The following is a 14688-nucleotide window of genomic DNA, read 5'->3' on the forward strand; positions in this document are numbered from 1 at the left end:
ATGTGCGCATATATTGCATTTGCAACTACAAAAAAATTCCGGGTATCCGGCTGGCTGAAAAGGCGCTCTGTAAAAGCATCTGATCCGAAAAACGGAGCGTCCGGCCGGGGTGTGCGCGGCGCGGTATTTTTTTCGTATTTCAAAAGTTGACATAACGGTGTGGAAAACTCTGTGGAGAATGTGCAAAACCCCGATGAAAAGGGCATTGAGCTGGGTGACGGCCAGGTTATGAGAAATTTTACGCAATAACATTTTTGTAAAATTTGTGTGAAGCGTCGGGAAGCGGGCGGGATCACGGCGTCTTTTGGGGGAGCACTTGAAGGACAGCGCCGGGTGTGCTACAATAAATTTATGAATTTTACGGCAGACACTGCCTTTGGAGGAACTTAATGGCAACCAAGAAGCAGGACTATGGCAACGACAGCATTTCGGCATTAAAGGGCGCAGACCGGGTCCGGAAGCGGCCCGGCGTCATTTTCGGCTCTGACGGACTGGAGGGCTGCGAGCACGCGGTGTTCGAGATTCTCTCCAACTCCATCGATGAGGCCCGGGAGGGCCACGGCCGGACCATCACTGTCACCCGGTTTGCAGACCGGTCCATCCAGGTGGAGGACGCGGGCCGGGGCTGCCCGGTGGACTGGAATGAGAAGGAGCAGCGGTACAACTGGGAGCTGGTGTACTGCGAGCTGTACGCCGGCGGCAAGTACGACAACGTCTCCGGCGACAACTACGAATATTCCTTAGGGCTCAACGGATTGGGTGCCTGCGCCACCCAGTACGCCTCCCGGTACATGGACGTCACCGTCTGGCGGGACGGCTTTGAATACACCCTGCACTTTCAGCGGGGCGAGATCGTGGGGGAGCTGGGGAAGGCGCCCCTGCTCAAGAGCCAGGCCAGAAAAACCGGCACCCGCACCCGCTGGCTTCCCGACTTGGACGTGTTCACGGACATCGCCATCCCGGCGGAGTACTTCACCGACGTGATGAAGCGCCAGGCGGTGGTGAACGCCGGGGTCACCTTCCGGTTCCGGAACGAGACAGAGCCGGGTCGGTTCGAAGAGGCGGAGTTCCTCTACGAAAACGGCATCATGGACTATGTGACGGAGCTTGCGGGAGAGGGGAGCCTGATGGCGCCGGTGTTCTGGCAGACGGAGAAGAAGGGCCGGGACCGGGCGGACAAGCCGGAATACAAGGTGAAGCTCAGTGTGGCCTGCTGCTTCTCCAACAAGGTGAACGTCATCGAGCACTACCACAACTCCTCCTGGCTGGAGCACGGCGGCTCCCCGGAGAAGGCGGCCAAGTCCGCCTTTGTCTCCGCCATCGACAAGTACCTGCGGGACCAGGGGAAGTATCAGAAGAGCGAGAGCAAGATCACCTGGGCGGACATCGAGGACTGCCTGGTGCTGGTCAGCAACAACTTCTCCACCCAGACCAGCTACGAGAACCAGACCAAGAAGGCCATCACCAACAAATTCGTCCAGGAGGCCATGACGGAGTTCTTGCGGAGCAACCTGGAGATCTACTTCATTGAAAACCCCTTTGACGCGGAGAAGATCGGCGAACAGGTGCTGCTGAACAAGCGCAGCCGGGAGAAGGCGGAGGAGACCCGCCTGAACGTGAAGAAGAAGCTCTCCGGCTCGGTGGACATCGCCAACCGGGTCCAGAAGTTCGTGGACTGCCGCACCAAGGACGTGGACAAGCGGGAGATCTACATCGTGGAGGGCGACAGCGCCCTGGGCAGCGTGAAGCTGGCCCGGGACTCCGAGTATCAGGGCATCATGCCGGTGCGGGGCAAGATCCTGAACTGCCTGAAGGCGGACTATGCCCGGATTTTCAAGAGCGAGATCATCACGGACCTCATCAAGGTCCTGGGCTGCGGCGTGGAGGTCCAGAACAAGCACGTGAAGAACGTGGCGCCCTTTGACTTGAGCAACCTGCGGTGGAGCAAGGTGGTCATCTGCACCGACGGCGACGTGGACGGCTTCCAGATCCGGACGCTGATCCTCACCATGCTGTACCGGCTGACCCCCACCCTGATCCGGGAGGGGTACGTGTATATCGCGGAGACGCCCCTGTTTGAGATCAACAGCGGCGACAAGACGTGGTTCGCCTACTCCGACAAGGAGAAGAACGACATCGTGAAATCCCTGGAGGGGAAGAAGTACAAGATCGACCGGTCCAAGGGCCTGGGCGAGAACGACCCGGACATGATGTGGCTGACCACCATGAACCCGGAGACCCGGCGGCTGATCCGGGTGATGCCGGAGGACGTAGAGCAGACGGCGGCGGTGTTCGACCTGCTGCTGGGGGACAACCTCCAGGGCCGGAAGGACCATATTGCGGAGAACGGGTACAAGTACCTGGAGATGGCGGATATTTCGTGAGAGTTTTATGAGATCAGCAGCCCGTCCGCCCGCTGGCCCGCCATGAGCCGCAGGCCCAGTTGGAGCCCGATGGCAAAGGACTCCGTGCCCCACAGCAGGCACAGGTCTTCCAGCCGGTCCCACAGGAACAGCGCGTCCGCAGGGCTGCCGTGGGAGACGATCCGCTCTTTGAGCGCATCCGCCTGTTTGCCGACTTTCATCAACGGCAGGGCGTAGTAGTCATACAGCCATTTATAGGTCTCATTCATGGAGCAGCCTCCTTTGAATTTTATGAATACAGCATACTAGAGTTTCGGAAAATGCGCAATACGTGAATTATTTCAAGTATTTTGGCTGTTTGGGTTAATAAATGCGTAGCCGTTGGGACAGAAAGCACCCTCTGTTTCGACAACGGAAAATACACTCCCAATCAACGGATAGCGGAGAGGATGCCATGGAACGCCCCCAGCGGAAGCGCCTGCGGCTGGAGTCCTATGATTACAGCCAGCCGGGATCTTATTTCATCACCATCTGCACCAGGGAGCGGAATCAGGAGGTCCTGTGTTCCATCGAACCCGCCGTAGGGGCGATTATCAATCGCCCGCCTCGAATCTCCCTGACACCTCTGGGGCGGATCGTGGATGAAACCATCCGAGCGATCCCGGATCACTACCCCGGCATATCGGTAGATCAATATATCATCATGCCGGACCATGTGCATTTGATTTTGGCACTCCGGCACATCGGGCCGGACGAGCGGCAGATTGCCGCCCCTACGCCGCTGTCGAACGTCATCCAGCAGATGAAGCGGATCACCAGCAAGTAAGCGGGCATTTCTCTTTGGCAGAAGGGCTTTTATGACCATGTGATCCGCAATGACGAGGACCTAGCCAATGTTCGCCAGTACATCCGCAACAACCCCTTGAAATGGATACAAGATAAGGACTGATTACACTTGCCCAAAAAGAAAAAAACCGACGACAACAAGCATAAGGTAGACGCGTCCAACGTCATCGGCCTTCACGCGGCGGTGGTGGAACAGCCCATCACCGACACGCTGGAGACCAACTACATGCCCTACGCCATGAGCGTCATTGTCTCCCGGGCCATTCCGGAGATCGACGGGTTCAAGCCCTCCCACCGCAAGCTGCTGTACACCATGTACAAGATGGGTCTGCTGACGGGAGCCCGGACCAAGTCCGCCAACATCGTGGGCCAGACCATGCGCCTCAACCCCCACGGCGACGCCGCCATCTACGACACCATGGTGCGCCTCTCCCGGGGCTACGGCGCCCTGCTGACGCCTTTTGTGGATTCCAAAGGCAACTTCGGCAAGGTCTACTCCCGGGACATGGCCTGGGCCGCCCCCCGGTACACAGAGGCCAAGCTGACGCCCATCTGCGCCGAGCTGTTCCGGGATATCGACAGCGACACCGTGGACTTTGTGGACAACTACGACAACACCATGAAGGAGCCGGCCCTGCTGCCCACCACCTTCCCCAACATTCTGGTGTCCGCCAACAGCGGCATCGCCGTGGGCATGGCCTCCCAGTTCTGTGGGTTCAATCTGAAGGAGGTCTGCGACACCACCATCGCCTATCTGAAGAACCCGGACTGCGACCTGATGGAGACCCTGCTGGCGCCGGATTTCCCCACCGGCGGAGAGCTGATCTTCGACCGGAACACCATCCGGGAGATCTATGAGACCGGCCGGGGCAGCGTCCGGGTCCGGGCCAAGTACCGCTACGTCAAAGAGGAGAATCTCATCGAGATCTACGAGATCCCCTACTCCACCACCGTGGAGGCCATCCTGGACAAGGTGGCGGAGCTCATCAAGGCGGGCCGGGCGAAAGAGATCGCCGACATGCGGGACGAGACGGACCTCTCCGGCCTGAAACTGGCCATCGACCTGAAGCGGGGCGTGGACCCGGACAAGCTGATGACCAAGCTCTACAAGCTGACACCCCTGGAGGACGCCTTTGCCTGCAACTTCAACGTGCTGATCGCCGGTACTCCCAAGGTGCTGGGGGTGCGGCAGATCCTGGAGGAGTGGACTGCCTGGCGGACTGGGTCCGTCCGGCGGCGGGTCTACTTCGTGATGAAGAAGAAACAGGACAAGCTGCACCTCTTAAAGGGCCTCAAGCGGATCCTGCTGGACATCGATAAGGCCATCCAAATCATCCGGGAGACAGAGGAGGAGGCCGAGGTCATCCCCAACCTGATGATCGGCTTCGGCATCGACCAGATCCAGGCGGAGTATGTGGCGGAGATCAAGCTCCGCAACATCAACAAGGAGTATATCCTCAAGCGTGTCAACGAGACCGCCGCCCTCCAGGACGAGATCGCCGACCTGGAGGACACCCTGAACTCCCCCCGGCGGCTGAAGCAGATCCTGGTGGACGAGCTGACGGAGGCGGCCAGGAAATACGGCGAGCCCCGCCGGACCTCCATCGTGTACAGCCACGAGATCGAGACCTATGTGGAGGAGGCTCAGGTGGAGGACTATCCCGTCCATGTGTTCCTCTCCAGGGAGGGGTACTTCAAGAAGATCACCCCCGCCTCTTTGCGAATGGCGGCGGACCAGAAGTACAAGGACGGGGACGGATTGTCCCAGACCTTTGAGACCACCAACGGCGCGGAGATCATGTTCTTCACGGACCGGTGCCAGGTGTACAAGACCCGCCTCAGCGAGTTTGAGGACACCAAGGCCAGCGCCCTGGGGGACTATCTGCCCGCAAAACTCTCCATGGACAGCGGCGAGAATGTGATCTGCGCCGTCCTGCCGGGACCGGACTACGCCGGGGCCCTGCTGTTCTTCTTTGCAAACGGCAAGGCGGCCCGGGTGGACCTGACTGCCTACAAGACCACCTCCAACCGCCGCAAGCTGACGGGGGCCTACTCCGACAAGGCGTCCCTGGCCTGTATCCGCAGGCTGGATGCAGACTGCGAGCTGGCGGTGTACTCCACGGAGCCCCGGGCGCTGATTTTCCACACCGCTCTGCTGGCTCCCAAGACCACCCGCACTACCCAGGGGGTGGCGGTGATGACCCTGAAGCCAAAGTACCAGCTGGAGACGGTGAAGGCGCTGGAGGACACGCCCATCACCAACCAGAGCCGCTACCGGGTGCGCAGTCTCCCGGCGGCGGGCGCCCTGCTGCGGGAGGAGGACTCCGAGGAGCGGCAGATGGATCTGCTGGACTGAATCAGATAGAAAAGGAGTAGATCTATGGCGCAGAAGGTGAGGAGCTGCGGTATCATCACGCTGGGGGCGGTGATCTACGCCCTGGCATTTGACTGGTTCGTAGCCCCCAACCAGATCGCCATGGGCGGCGTGACGGGTCTGGCCCAGATCGTGAACGCCCTGGTGCCGGTCCTGCCGGTGGGAGTGCTGTCCATCCTTGTCAATGTGCCGCTGTTTCTGGCGGGCTGGCGGCTGCTGGGAGGCCGCCTGCTGGTGAGCAGCCTGTACGCCATGGCAGTCAGTTCCTTGGCCATTGACGTGATTGCATGGATGCATACCTTCCCCCCGATGGACCCGATCCTGGCGACCCTGTACGGCGGCGCCGGGATGGGGGTAGGGCTGGGATTGGTATTCTCCCAGGGGGCCACGACGGGCGGCACGGATATCATCGGCAAGCTGCTGAAGCTGAAATTCCCCTGGCTGCCCATCGGTAAGCTGGTGATGATCCCGGACATGGTGGTGGTGATCCTGGCTGCAGTGGTGTTCGGCACCGTCAACGCGGCACTTTATGGCTTGATTCAGATGTATCTGCTGTCCAAGGTCATGGATATGATCCTGTACGGGTGGGATACCTCTCGTGTGGCCTACATCATCACCGACCGGTGGGAGGAGACGGTCCAGGGACTGCTGGATATGAACCGGGGCGTGACGCTGCTTCAGGGAAAAGGCGCATACACCGGCGCGGAGAAGCAGGTGCTGCTGGTGGCCTTCAGGCAGCGGGAGATCGTGCCCATCAAGCGGATGCTGCGGGAGATCGACCCGAAGGCTTTTTTCATCGTGTGCGACGCCCATGAGATCCTGGGCGAGGGATTTGGGGATTATCAGAAGGAGGAAATTTGACATGACAGATTTCACGAAGGTTCAGCAGGCCCTGGAGCGCCGGGGCTACACCGTACGCACCTTTGCGGCGGCGGAGGAGGCCGCGGCCTACCTGGACGGCGCCATCGACGGCAAGACCGTGGGCTTCGGCGGCTCCGCCACCCTGGACGCTCTGGGGGTGTACGACAAGCTGGCGGCCCACAACACCGTCATCTGGCACTGGAAGCAGGAGGCGAACGCCGCCCGGAAGGCGGCCATGCAGACCCAGGTGTACCTGTCCTCTGCCAATGGCCTGGCGGAGTCGGGGGAGATCGTCAACATCGACGGCACCGGCAACCGGGTGTCCGCTACGCTGTTCGGCCATGAGAAGGTGTACTTTGTCATCGGCCGGAACAAGCTGGCCCCCACCTACGAGGCGGCGGTGTACCGGGCCCGGAACGTGGCTGCACCCCAGCGCGCCCGGCAGCTGGGGAAGAAGACGCCCTGCGCCGTGAAGGCGGACCGCTGCTACGACTGCCGGAGTCCTGAGCGGGTCTGCCGCGCCTTGGTGACTCTCTGGGGGCCTATGCTGGGCATGGAGACGGAGGTCCTGCTGGTGGACGAGGACCTGGGGCTGTAAGCGCGCCCCTGCCCGTCCCTGGGCCATTCTGACCGGAAAGGAGGCGCCGAGCCGTGAAGCTGCGCCATCTCACCCTGCTCCTGTGCGTCAGCCTGTCCCTGACGGGGTGCAGCGCCCTGCTGGAGCGGAACTATGCCACCGTGGAGCCCCACAGCAGCAAGTTCTGGGAGAGCGAGGCCGCCGGGACTCTCCGGGCGGAGAACTACCAGGACATCGTGAACGACCTGCTGATCCTCATCGGCCAGCACACGGAGAGCGCCACGGTCCGCCTCTACAACTACGAGGACGATCTGACGGTGGCGGACACACTGGAGCAGGCCACTACGGAGGTCCAGCAGGAGACGCCTATGGGCGCCTATGCCGTGGAGTATATCACCGCCTCCAGCCGGTCCCAGCGGGGGTACTATGAGATCAGCATCCAGGTCAGCTACCGCCGGACGGCGGAGCAGATCCAGGCGGTGGTGAACGCCACCAGTACGGAGGCGCTGTCCGCCCTGCTGGAGGCGGCGCTGGACGAGGGCCGCACGGAGCTGGCGGTCCGGGTCGGCTATTGGGGAGAGGACGGCCAGGCCCGGGTGGAGGAGACGGTGGCACAGCTCCGGGAGGCGCGAGGTCTGGCAGAGACGCCGCCCTGGACGATCTCCTATTATCCGGCACAGGGTCCGGTGGGGCTGATCGAGTTTGTGATGGGCGGAGACGCCGCGGCTGCTGCGGAAGAAAATTCGGAAAATCTTGCAGAAGAGTCTTGACAAGCGGGTGTTTCTCTGGTAGAATACCCCTTGTTCCGCGGGCATAGCTCATCTGGTAGAGCGCCACCTTGCCAAGGTGGAGGTAGCGAGTTCGAGCCTCGTTGCCCGCTCCAGAGTGAAACAGGACACCCAGCTTTGGGTGTCCTGTTTTTTCATCAGAAAGCGAACTCGCTGCCTCCGCCCCGCGCCGAAGGCGCGATTGGATCAGAGGTGAGGCAGGGGGCCTGCGAATGGCGGTCAGCCATTCGCGGGATGCCGGGAAGCGAGCTCGAGCCTCGTTGCCCGCTCCAGAGTGAAACAGGACACCCAGCTTTGGGTGTCCTGTTTTTTTGTGTAGGAGGCGAACTTGTCCCGCCAAGGTTTTGTCTTCGGCAAAATACTTGAACGGCGTAGTGGCGCCGCCGGTCTGTTGGGCCGGGATGATAGACGGCAAACGCGATACCCCGCTGAAGGCGTGCCGTTGACTTCCCGCTCCGGAGAGGATAGCATAACCGATGAGGGAGGTCGTATGCTGAAACTGTTTCTGGTGATGGCCCTGATGTTTCTGCCGCTGTCTGTACCTTACGGCATCCTCTGCTTTGCCGCAGCCCGCTGGGGCCTGCAGCGGAAGACTCTGCGTTTCCGGCGGGGTGTCAGAGTATGCCTTTTGATCGGACTGGCCCTTTTGGCTGTGGGGATGGCCTATGGACTGCTGCGGTACTGCGGCGTCTTGGTGTTTCCGAATGACGATCCCCTCTTCCATTCACCTGTTCAACTCCAGCGGCGGCGATGAGGGGTTTCAGTACCTCTATATGTGCGGGACGGTGTTCCTGGGCATTCTGGCGGCCCTGCGGCAGGAGAGGGCGGCGCACCCCGCAGACCCGCAGAAGGCCGCAGATCAACACGCGTCCGACTGCTGAGACAAATAACGGATGAAGCCACCCGCTGCAAAGGCAGCGGGTGGCTTGCGTTTTCCTGTTTACTTCTCCATCCCGCAGGGCCAGGCCTCCTGTGCGGCGGTCCGGTCCCGCACCACCGTCTCATACAGCCGCCAGCCGCCGGAGAGGTTATAGCATTTGAACCCCTGCTGGGCCAGAATACGGCACGCGATATAGCTCCGCAGGCCGCTCTGGCAGATAACGTACACCGGCTTGCCTACCGGGACTTCCCGCAGCCGCTCCCGCAGGTCATCCACCGGGAGGTTAACAAAGCCCTCCGCGTGGCCGTCGGCGTACTCGCCGGGGGTCCGCACGTCCAGCAGCGTCACACTGCCGTCCCGGGGCAGGGCGTCCACATCCTCCGGGAAGAACTGCTCCACCAGCCCATGGGACAGGTTCTCGATCATAAAGCCTGCCATGTTCACCGGATCCTTGGCGGAGGAGTAGGGCGGCGCGTAGGCCAGATCCAGATCCTTCAGCTGGAGGGCGGAGAGTCCCGCATGGATGGCCGTGGCCAGCACGTCGATCCGCTTGTCCACACCCTCGTAACCCACGATCTGCGCACCCAGCAGGCGGTATGTGCCCTTCTCGAACACCACCTTCAAGGTCATGACTTTGCCGCCGGGATAGTATCCGGCGTGACTCATGGGGGAGAGGTAGACCTTGTCGCAGTCGATGCCCGCCTGTTTTGCCGTCTTCTCATTGACGCCGGTGGTGGCGATGGTCATATCGAATACCTTGATGACGGAGCTGCCCTGGGAGCCGGGATACCGGCTGTCTCCGCCGCAGATGTTGTCCGCCGCGATGCGCCCCTGCTTGTTGGCGGGGCCCGCCAGGGAGAGGAGGGTGTCCTGCCCGGTGACGAAGTGCTTCACCTGCACCGCATCCCCCACAGCGTAGATGTCCGGCGCGGAGGTCTCCATCCGGTCGTTCACCAGGATGCTGCCCTTGATCCCCAGCTCCAGCCCGGCCGCCTTGGCGAGGCCGGTGTCCGGCGTGACGCCGATGGCCAGCACCACCATGTCGGCGGTGAGGGGCGCCTCGTCCTTCAGCAGCACATTGACCCGGTCACCGTTGGCGGCAAAGCCCTCCACAGTGCAGCCCAGATGCAGCCGCACCCCTTTTTGCCGCAGCTTGGCGTGGAGGAAGGCGGCCATGTCCGCGTCCAGGGGATTCAGCAGCTGGCGGGGCCGCTGGACCACGGTGACGTCGATGCCCAGCTCCCGCAGGTTTTCCATCAGCTCCACGCCGATGAAGCCGCCGCCGGCCAGCACCGCGGACCGGGGATGGTGCTGTTCGATGAATTCCCGGATCTTCAGGGTGTCCTCTACCGTGCGGAGGGTGAACAGGCGGTCGATCCCTACGCCGGGCAGCGCCGGCTGGGTGGGCCGGGCACCGGGGGAGAGGACCAGTTTGTCATAGGATTCGGTAAAGGTCTCGCCGGTAGCGAGATTCCGCACGTCCACGGTCTTCTCTGCCGGGTGGATGGCTGTGACTTCGTGGCGCACCCGCATGTCCACCCGGAAACGCTGCCAGAAGCTCTCCGGCGTCTGAAGCGTCAGCTCCTCTTTGTCGGTGATGACGCCGCCGATGTAATAGGGCAGACCACAGTTGGCGTAGGATACATATCCGGACCGCTCAAATACCACGATTTCCGCGGTCTCGTCCAGCCGGCGGAGCCGGGCCGCGGCGGTGGCGCCTCCGGCCACGCCGCCTACAATGATGACTTTCATCTCACTTGACCACCTTTCCACGATAGTTGCAGATGCCGCCCAGATCCGTCACATCAGTATACCCCATGCGCCGCAGCAGGCCGGCCGCCTGACGGCTCCTGACGCCGCTGAGACAGTAGACGAAGAGGGGCGTCTCCCGGGCGGGGGGCAGAAGCTCTGTCCGCCCCAACGTCTGCAGCGGCAGATTCCGGCTCTCCGGAATATGACCGTCCGCATATTCCTCCTGTGTGCGCACGTCCAGCAGCAGGGCGTTCGGCGTGGCGGCAAACCGCTCCAGCCCCTGTCCCAGGTCCGGCCGCTGCAGAAATCCAAAGAATCCCATCATACGCATCCTTTCTGTCCGCGCCGCTGCTGCGGCGGGGCTCCCGGCACCGGGAGCCGGGCCGTCCGGCGGCTCTTTTAAAAAGAGTATACCACACGCCGACCGGGATTTCTGTGACAAAAGCACAGAAGTGTCCGGCGCTTGCAATCCCGTCTGGGTGGTATATAATGAATAACAATGCAGACCGGGGCCTGCGGGGGACCGGACAGGAGGCGTGCGGATGGAGTTTTTCTGGGAGATGCTGTCCCTGCAGGAGACGATGTTCCTTCTGATCCTGACGGGCGTACTCATCAAAAAGCTGAAGATCATCGACGCGGCGGGGCGGAAGATGCTCTCCGACCTGCTGATCGATGTGATCCTGCCCTGCAATATCGTCGAGTCCTTTTTAGGCGGGATGGTGTTCCCAGACGGCTTCGCCCGGAACTGCCTGCTGGCGGTTGGACTTTCCGCAGTCATCCAGCTGATGTCCATATACGGCAGCAAGCTGCTCTTCCGAAAGTACCCTCGGGAGCAGAGGAGCGTTCTCTCCTACGGCATCATCTGTTCCAACTCCAGCTTTGTGGGGTTGCCGGTGGCCCGCCTGCTGTTTGGGGATCTGGGCGTGATCTACACGTCCATGTTCCAGATCCCGCTCCGCTTCACCATGTGGACGGCGGGGCTGTCCCTCTTCACCAGCGTCAGCAGGAAGGACGCCTTCCGCAAGCTGGTCCGCCACCCCTGCATCATCGCCGTTTTCGCGGGGCTGCTCCTGATGGCCGCTCCGGTGTCCCTGCCGGGCTTCCTGGACAGCGCCGTCGCCTCGGTCAGCAGCTGCACCGTCCCGGTCTCCATGTTCGTCATCGGGACAATCCTGGCGGACGCCCCCATCCGCTCCATGTTCTCAAAGCCTGTTCTGTGGTACACCTGCCTGCGGCTGGTCCTGTACCCGCTTCTGCTGTGCGTACTGCTCAAACCGCTCCACCTGGACACGACGCTGACCAATGTCTGTATCCTGATGACGGGGATGCCCGCCGGCAGCACGGGCTCTATTCTGGCGGACAAGTATGACTGCGACGCCGTCTTTGCCTCGCAGATCGCGTTTGCCTCCACCCTGTGTTCGATCCTGACGATCCCGCTCCTGACTCTGGTAATGGAGTCGTTTCCCCTTTGAGGAAGCCTGCACCCTTGCGGGCCCTGCCGCTGCGGGACGGCGGGATCCAAAAAACAGACTGCACGAGCAGTCTGTTTTTTGCTGGGTCGGGGCTCTTTCGGGACCGCCCCGCAAAGGCTGCCAAAGCAGGCGGCTTGACGCTGAGGGAGGGCTACCCCTGTTTTTGGGCCTTATACGCCTCGCCCCAGTTCCTCATGGCGTCCAGAATGGGTTTCAGGCTGTACCCCAGGTCGGTCAGCGTGTATTCCACGCGGGGCGGGACCTCCGGATAGACCGTACGGGTCAGCAGGCCGCTCCGCTCCATCTCCCGGAGCTGGGCCGTCAGCACTTTCTGGCTGACCGAGCCGATGGACTTCTTCAATTCTCCAAAACGCTTTGTCCCCGGCATCAGATCCCGGAGAATGAGCACCTTCCACTTGTCACTGATCAGCGTCAGCGTGGTTTCCACCGGACAGGCCGGAAGTTCTTTTGCCGCGGCTGCCATCTGCAGGTCCCTCCTGTATACCGATCACTTCAAATCCTCTGATATCATCCATATTTTATGGTACCTGCAGAGCGATTGTCAAGCTCCCATGGGGCGGCGATGAAAAATTTCGCCCCGTGGAAAGCCCCGCAGCCCCTTGGTTACCTCCCGGTGCCTATGTCACAGCATTGTGCGTACTTTACGAGTGGTGAATCCCGCCGTACAATAGAAAGCGAGGGGTGAAGCAGCCTGCGCTTTCCCGCAGAAGGGGACGCCCTCTGCAAGTGCCGGGAAGCGGGCTCTGTGCCGATCTCCGCTCTGGCATTTCCGGTATCAGACCGTACAATGAATCTTTCCTTTGGAGGAGACCCATGGATCGCAGGGAACAGGTACAATATTTGAATCAAACCCTTCTGGCGGAAATGCCTCAGTACCGGGAGCAGGCGGAAGCATTTCCGGTGGATGCATTCTCACAGCGGCGGCTGCTCCGCTCCCTGATGAATGTCCGGCCGCCCATGCCCCTGGCCCCCAAATTTCTGGAAGTCCAGGATGCCCTGCTCTCCGCCGAGCGGGAGGAAAAGGGCGTGGTGAACGGGGATGCCCTGCCTCCCACTGCAGGAGATCCCCGCCTGGTGCTCTGGCAGGGGGACATCACCCGGCTGCGGGCGGACGCCATTGTGGATGCAGATAATTCCGCTCTGCTGGGCTGCTTCGCCCCCTGCCACGGCTGCATCGACAACGCCATCCACTCGGCGGCGGGGCTCCAGCTCCGGGACGCGTGCGCAGAAATCATGCGGGCCCAGGGGCATCCTGAGCCCGCCGGCCGGGCCAAGCTGACACGTGCCTATAACCTGCCGGCCCGGTATGTGCTCCACACTGTGGGGCCCATCGTGGGCAGATGGGTGACCTGGAAGGACCGGCGGGAGCTGGCCGCCTGCTACCGCTCCTGCCTGGCGCTGGCCGCGGAGCATGGTCTCCGCAGTGTGGCCTTCTGCTGCATCTCCACCGGGGAGTTCCACTTTCCAAACCAGGAGGCCGCCGAGATCGCCGTGAGAACGGTCCGGGAATTTCTGGAGCAGCAGACAACTTCCGTAGAAAGGGTGATCTTCAATGTTTTCAAAGACCTGGACGCAGCCATCTACCGCCGTCTCCTCGGACCCGATTGAGCAGCTGAAGGGGGCCCTGGCCTCTGCGGACGCAGTGGTGGTCGGGGCGGGGGCGGGTCTGTCCGCCTCTGCGGGGATGACCTACTCCGGCGAACGGTTCCGGCGGTATTTCAGCGACTTTCAGTCCAGGTACGACATCCAGGACATGTACTCCGGCGGATTCTATCCTTTTGAAAGCCTGGAGGAGTACTGGGCCTGGTGGAGCCGGCAGATCCTGGTAAACCGCTATGAAAAGGCGCCGAAGCCTGTATATGGCGATCTGCTGAAGCTGATAAAGGACAAGGACTACTTTGTCCTGACCACCAATGTGGACCACCAGTTCCAGCTGGCGGGCTTCGACAAGCAGCGGCTGTTCTACACCCAGGGGGACTATGGCCTGTGGCAGTGCTCCAAGCCCTGCCATCAGGAGACCTATGACAACGAGGAGACCGTCCGCAAAATGTTTGCAGAACAGAGGGACATGCGGATCCCCACGGAGCTGGTGCCACGCTGCCCCAGGTGCGGCCGTCCCATGGCCATGAACCTGCGGTGCGACGATACCTTCGTCCAGGATGCGGGCTGGTATGCCGCCGCCCGGCGGTACGAGGACTTCCTACGGCGGCACAGGGGACGGCGGCTGCTGTTCCTGGAGCTGGGGGTGGGCGGCAACACCCCGGGCATCATCAAGTATCCCTTCTGGAAGATGACCCTGGAGAACCGGAGCGCTGCCTATGCCTGTATCAATCAGAAGGAGTCCTATATTCCCCCGGAGATTCGGGGGCGGTCTGTCTGCATCCCTGCGGACATCGGACATATTCTGAAACGACTCACCCTGCTGGAGCACTGAGACCTTCCCCCACCCGGGGAGGCGCATTGAAATCCCTGCTTGCCGGTGATCCCTGTGTAAATGGGACAGAGGTGCGGAAGACTCGGTGGGGTCTCCACGGGAAAATGGACTACCATCCCCAAATGCCTGCCGGCAGCTGAAACGGCTTGCGTCAAAGCCGCGTTTGCAACGGTATTGACAAGAACACACAGCTTGCGGGATCACGTTGCCGCCCAATCCTTCGCTGCGGTCCGATGTTTTCACAGCTCACGGCAGTTCTCGGGGATATGAAAAAGGCCTCCGGCATCTTGCCGGAGGCCCTTGTTTTTTAGCGATGGAGG

The 14688-nt window shown here is 61.5% G+C and carries 14 protein-coding genes and 1 tRNA gene; 11 read left to right on the plus strand and 4 right to left on the minus strand.

Going from position 1 to position 14688, the window contains the following annotated elements; genetic code table 11:
• Positions 1 to 389 precede the first annotated feature (389 nt).
• The gene (locus tag OCV80_RS00610; protein WP_267288143.1) at positions 390 to 2384 is read left to right on the plus strand and encodes a DNA gyrase/topoisomerase IV subunit B; all 1995 of its coding nucleotides are present in this window, start codon (positions 390 to 392) and stop codon (positions 2382 to 2384) included.
• Positions 2385 to 2389: 5 nt separating this feature from the next.
• Here OCV80_RS00610 and OCV80_RS00615 read toward each other — a convergent pair whose 3' ends face one another.
• A complete protein-coding gene (locus OCV80_RS00615; protein WP_119311634.1) occupies positions 2390 to 2632 on the minus strand; it encodes a hypothetical protein in 243 nt (80 codons plus the stop codon).
• Between the two features lie 185 nt (positions 2633 to 2817).
• Here OCV80_RS00615 and OCV80_RS00620 point away from each other — a divergent pair, with 185 nt between their 5' ends.
• The 7 genes from OCV80_RS00620 to OCV80_RS00650 all read left to right on the plus strand — a co-directional run bounded on the left by OCV80_RS00620 (position 2818) and on the right by OCV80_RS00650 (position 8563).
• The gene (locus tag OCV80_RS00620; protein WP_249390836.1) at positions 2818 to 3189 is read left to right on the plus strand and encodes a transposase; all 372 of its coding nucleotides are present in this window, start codon (positions 2818 to 2820) and stop codon (positions 3187 to 3189) included.
• A gap of 129 nt (positions 3190 to 3318) precedes the next feature.
• A complete protein-coding gene (locus tag OCV80_RS00625) occupies positions 3319 to 5565 on the plus strand; it encodes a DNA gyrase/topoisomerase IV subunit A (protein WP_267288144.1) in 2247 nt (748 codons plus the stop codon).
• A 24-nt stretch (positions 5566 to 5589) separates the two neighbouring features.
• Positions 5590 to 6444 (plus strand): YitT family protein, encoded by an 855-nt coding sequence (locus OCV80_RS00630; protein WP_021747731.1) that lies wholly within the window; start codon positions 5590 to 5592, stop codon positions 6442 to 6444.
• Between the two features lies 1 nt (position 6445).
• Positions 6446 to 7042: an LUD domain-containing protein gene (locus tag OCV80_RS00635; RefSeq protein WP_025544076.1), complete on the plus strand. Its 597-nt coding sequence runs from the start codon at positions 6446 to 6448 to the stop codon at positions 7040 to 7042.
• 53 nt (positions 7043 to 7095) lie between these two features.
• Positions 7096 to 7791 carry a hypothetical protein gene (locus OCV80_RS00640; RefSeq protein WP_021747733.1) on the plus strand — a complete coding sequence of 232 codons (696 nt, stop codon included), beginning with the start codon at positions 7096 to 7098 and terminating at the stop codon, positions 7789 to 7791.
• 37 nt (positions 7792 to 7828) lie between these two features.
• A tRNA-Gly gene (locus OCV80_RS00645) sits at positions 7829 to 7904 on the plus strand.
• A 395-nt stretch (positions 7905 to 8299) separates the two neighbouring features.
• A complete protein-coding gene (locus OCV80_RS00650) occupies positions 8300 to 8563 on the plus strand; it encodes a hypothetical protein (RefSeq protein ID WP_119311631.1) in 264 nt (87 codons plus the stop codon).
• A 186-nt stretch (positions 8564 to 8749) separates the two neighbouring features.
• Here OCV80_RS00650 and OCV80_RS00655 read toward each other — a convergent pair whose 3' ends face one another.
• Together OCV80_RS00655 and OCV80_RS00660 are read right to left on the minus strand one after the other, a co-directional pair.
• Positions 8750 to 10441 (minus strand): FAD-dependent oxidoreductase, encoded by a 1692-nt coding sequence (locus OCV80_RS00655; protein ID WP_025544077.1) that lies wholly within the window; start codon positions 10439 to 10441, stop codon positions 8750 to 8752.
• A gap of 1 nt (position 10442) precedes the next feature.
• The gene (locus OCV80_RS00660) at positions 10443 to 10766 is read right to left on the minus strand and encodes a rhodanese-like domain-containing protein (protein ID WP_394802903.1); all 324 of its coding nucleotides are present in this window, start codon (positions 10764 to 10766) and stop codon (positions 10443 to 10445) included.
• 217 nt (positions 10767 to 10983) lie between these two features.
• Here OCV80_RS00660 and OCV80_RS00665 point away from each other — a divergent pair, with 217 nt between their 5' ends.
• On the plus strand, positions 10984 to 11913 hold the full coding sequence (locus OCV80_RS00665; protein ID WP_021747738.1) for an AEC family transporter: 930 nt from the start codon (positions 10984 to 10986) through the stop codon (positions 11911 to 11913).
• Between the two features lie 151 nt (positions 11914 to 12064).
• On the opposite strand, the gene OCV80_RS00670 is transcribed toward OCV80_RS00665, so the two are convergent.
• Positions 12065 to 12397 (minus strand): winged helix-turn-helix transcriptional regulator, encoded by a 333-nt coding sequence (locus tag OCV80_RS00670; protein WP_021747739.1) that lies wholly within the window; start codon positions 12395 to 12397, stop codon positions 12065 to 12067.
• 350 nt (positions 12398 to 12747) lie between these two features.
• On the opposite strand from OCV80_RS00670, the gene OCV80_RS00675 reads away from it, so the two are divergent.
• Both OCV80_RS00675 and OCV80_RS00680 read left to right on the plus strand, forming a co-directional pair.
• Positions 12748 to 13542 carry a protein-ADP-ribose hydrolase gene (locus OCV80_RS00675; protein WP_025544080.1) on the plus strand — a complete coding sequence of 265 codons (795 nt, stop codon included), beginning with the start codon at positions 12748 to 12750 and terminating at the stop codon, positions 13540 to 13542.
• Positions 13487 to 14368, plus strand: coding sequence for an SIR2 family NAD-dependent protein deacylase (locus OCV80_RS00680; protein ID WP_021747741.1), 882 nt, complete (start codon positions 13487 to 13489; stop codon positions 14366 to 14368). The genes OCV80_RS00675 and OCV80_RS00680 overlap by 56 nt, the downstream gene beginning before the upstream one ends.
• Positions 14369 to 14688 lie beyond the last annotated feature (320 nt).

Source organism: Oscillibacter acetigenes (assembly GCF_025567605.1).
Classification (GTDB): Bacteria; Bacillota; Clostridia; order Oscillospirales; family Oscillospiraceae; genus Oscillibacter; species Oscillibacter welbionis.

What these genes read in the sequence shown, in the direction of transcription:
- OCV80_RS00610 (WP_267288143.1), top strand. Translation starts at nt 390, where the DNA reads ATGGCAACCAAGAAGCAGGACTATGGCAACGACAGCATTTCGGCATTA.
- OCV80_RS00615 (WP_119311634.1), bottom strand. Translation starts at nt 2,632, where the DNA reads ATGAATGAGACCTATAAATGGCTGTATGACTACTACGCCCTGCCGTTG.
- OCV80_RS00620 (WP_249390836.1), top strand. Translation starts at nt 2,818, where the DNA reads ATGGAACGCCCCCAGCGGAAGCGCCTGCGGCTGGAGTCCTATGATTAC.
- OCV80_RS00630 (WP_021747731.1), top strand. Translation starts at nt 5,590, where the DNA reads ATGGCGCAGAAGGTGAGGAGCTGCGGTATCATCACGCTGGGGGCGGTG.
- OCV80_RS00635 (WP_025544076.1), top strand. Translation starts at nt 6,446, where the DNA reads ATGACAGATTTCACGAAGGTTCAGCAGGCCCTGGAGCGCCGGGGCTAC.
- OCV80_RS00650 (WP_119311631.1), top strand. Translation starts at nt 8,300, where the DNA reads ATGCTGAAACTGTTTCTGGTGATGGCCCTGATGTTTCTGCCGCTGTCT.
- OCV80_RS00655 (WP_025544077.1), bottom strand. Translation starts at nt 10,441, where the DNA reads ATGAAAGTCATCATTGTAGGCGGCGTGGCCGGAGGCGCCACCGCCGCG.
- OCV80_RS00660 (WP_394802903.1), bottom strand. Translation starts at nt 10,766, where the DNA reads ATGATGGGATTCTTTGGATTTCTGCAGCGGCCGGACCTGGGACAGGGG.
- OCV80_RS00665 (WP_021747738.1), top strand. Translation starts at nt 10,984, where the DNA reads ATGGAGTTTTTCTGGGAGATGCTGTCCCTGCAGGAGACGATGTTCCTT.
- OCV80_RS00670 (WP_021747739.1), bottom strand. Translation starts at nt 12,397, where the DNA reads ATGGCAGCCGCGGCAAAAGAACTTCCGGCCTGTCCGGTGGAAACCACG.
- OCV80_RS00675 (WP_025544080.1), top strand. Translation starts at nt 12,748, where the DNA reads ATGGATCGCAGGGAACAGGTACAATATTTGAATCAAACCCTTCTGGCG.
- OCV80_RS00680 (WP_021747741.1), top strand. Translation starts at nt 13,487, where the DNA reads ATGTTTTCAAAGACCTGGACGCAGCCATCTACCGCCGTCTCCTCGGAC.